This window comes from Paenibacillus forsythiae T98 (assembly GCF_000520735.1).
In the GTDB taxonomy this organism is placed as follows: domain Bacteria; phylum Bacillota; class Bacilli; order Paenibacillales; family Paenibacillaceae; genus Paenibacillus_AQ; species Paenibacillus_AQ forsythiae.
Genome location: NZ_ASSC01000681.1, coordinates 1 through 2,400, shown reverse-complemented (window position 1 = coordinate 2,400; position 2,400 = coordinate 1). Strand labels below are relative to the sequence as shown.

The 2,400-nt window shown below is 37.4% G+C and carries 2 protein-coding genes and 1 pseudogene; all 3 read right to left on the bottom strand.

From position 1 onward, the window contains the following. Nucleotides 1–250: 250 nt before the first annotated feature. A complete protein-coding gene (locus tag L692_RS29685) occupies nt 251–1,063 on the bottom strand; it encodes a DUF4261 domain-containing protein (protein ID WP_025701973.1) in 813 nt (270 codons plus the stop codon). Between the two features lie 64 nt (nt 1,064–1,127). Continuing rightward, entirely contained in the window at nt 1,128–1,565 is a 438-nt protein-coding gene (locus tag L692_RS0120900) for an SMI1/KNR4 family protein (protein WP_025701972.1), read from the bottom strand. Beyond that, a pseudogene (locus L692_RS31340) lies at nt 1,552–2,400 on the bottom strand (hypothetical protein); the annotation flags it as partial. The pseudogene L692_RS31340 and the gene L692_RS0120900, both read right to left, overlap by 14 nt.

Sequence of the window (2,400 nt, the reverse complement as noted above, 5' to 3'; positions counted from 1 at the left end):
TTCAGTTCCACTCCCGTGGCATCGCTTAGGCTCATCAATTTGAAAAATCCGTGAAAAAACGCAGGTAGTAAAAAACAGATCAATCATGGTGGTATCTGACCATAATCGACCTGTTTGATGTAACGAGATAGCGTATTTGGGTTATACTTTTCAAGCTTTGTTGTGCGTACATCTGAAATGATGAAATCATTCGACACTGGGATATAAATAGTTTACAGATTTTATTTTGCAGACTCGATTAAATAAAACTTTACTCTTCTATGGCAATATTAAGGACAACTCTTCTGGGATTTAGCAATGACATCTCATGTTGACAGATCCATTTTTGAAATTCATTTATACCTTCGACACTATCACCATCTACAAAAATATCACCGTTCTCAAAAATATAATTCCCATATCCATACAGTAAACCAGCAATTTTAGAAGAAGTAATGTTTTTAAATCGACACTGTAAATCTGGTAAACCAAAACATGAAAGACCTACTGTATCCATTACCATCTCTCCATTGGTTTGATCCAATTTAAAAAGCCTGACATTTAATCCTCCATTTAGATATTCTCCTTTTTCAAACCGATTAATGTATGACTTAGGATCAGATATCTTTTGACTAGACATCCAATTCACGGCTAGACAGTTTGAATGTTTTAATATAGTTATTAACACAATATTGAACAACTCAAATCTTCTTTGATAATCCAATCCTGAAGCAAAAATATCCGAAAGCGTACAACTATACTTCGCTCTACTAACAGTTTCATTTACTTTTACAAAATCCCAAGTTTGCTGTAATGAAGGGGTAATCTTTTTATGATCTACATTTGAATATTTTGTGTTCAGTATACATTGAGCATTTAAAATCAAACCTTCTTGAATTTCTGTTTGGTAATCAGAAAAATTAAAAATCACAACATCTCCGTCATCTTTATTCACAATATTATCCAATTCGTAATTTTGACTTAAATCTATCATTATTTTGTCAATATGAAATAATGGAACCTCGTCAAATAATAGTTCAACAGAGTATGTTGTACCTTTCTGATTTGCTAGTTCTTGCCTCATTATGACTCCTTCTTTCAAATCAACTATAAATACGTGAATATATTATGTTCTATTATTATGATATTTACACATAACCACTCATTACAACGTCTACTCCCGTATTATTTACTAATAGATCCCTAAGTGAAGGAGCTATTAAAACTGCATCTTCGATATCAAGATTCCCGAATCCAACCATATATAGTCCAAATCCATATTTACCATTTAGATATATCAAAACATTACCACCCTCATCATCTCCAATGGCTAGCGAATCAGGAATATACTTTTGAATTTTGTGTGCTTCATTCATTTCTATGCAACCAGAAGGGCTCCATATTCGAATATACATCAATTTATTAACGTTTATCTCCAATTCAGTTGCAATTTTAGACATTTCTTCGTACTCCTTTGGAACTGTGATATCAGAAAAGTTTTGGAGTCTCCTAATATCCTCTTGACTCGCTGGTGGTTCTTTTACTTCTACAAGAAAGTTGCTACTCATCTCTTCAAAAATATTCATCTAGATTTATCCTCCTATACGGAACTTTAAGTTTGTCTAACATTTTATATTGCTGTTTCAATATTTTTTCTATAGTTTCTCTCGTAAAACCAAGTGCTTTGAAATCTTCAACTATATAAGTAAGTTCCTCTTGTAAAGTAGAACTCCATTTCCCCTTACCTTCAGCAAGACGCTTATCTCTTCTATCATTCTGTAGATTTGTGAGGTCCGTGTGTGGATGCCCTTTACCCGTTTCAAGCGTCACAGTTGGTGCTTCTTTGTAATCATATCCGTACTGTGCTAAATTTTCCTTTGCCCATTCTCCTTGTAATCCATGGTGTGATTCAAGTCGTCCACCATTAGGACCTTTTCCTCTTGGTTTAGGAGCGGCATTCTTGTGTGTTTTATTAAATAAAATAAAATTCTTTTCTATGTTAGTTGGGCTACCCTTACCCGTCCCATCAACTTCCGGCGGCTTATTTGGTTTAGGAGGTGTACCACCACCCGACCCTTTGGCCCCTCTTCCCGCACTTCCCACCAAAGGCTCATCCCCAACCTTTGCAAAAAAGGTGGCACCTTCCGGTGTGGCCAGGACCCCGTAATTCTTCGGATTCAAATAACTGGAGCCGCGGCTTATCGCATCTGCCAGCTCGCTACCCGCATTTTTCAGCTTCTGCACCGCTTTACCAAAGCCGTTCATCACGGCCGAGAACCCTTCTTTGACCCATGTAGGTGCGATCTTGCCGATCCCTTTGCCCATGGCTCCCAGCACCTTCGCATCCAGCAGCCCTGCCGTCAAAAATCCGATTCCTCCGGCGAGGGCGACTTCTTTCCAGTTGACCTTCTCTCCCGACAG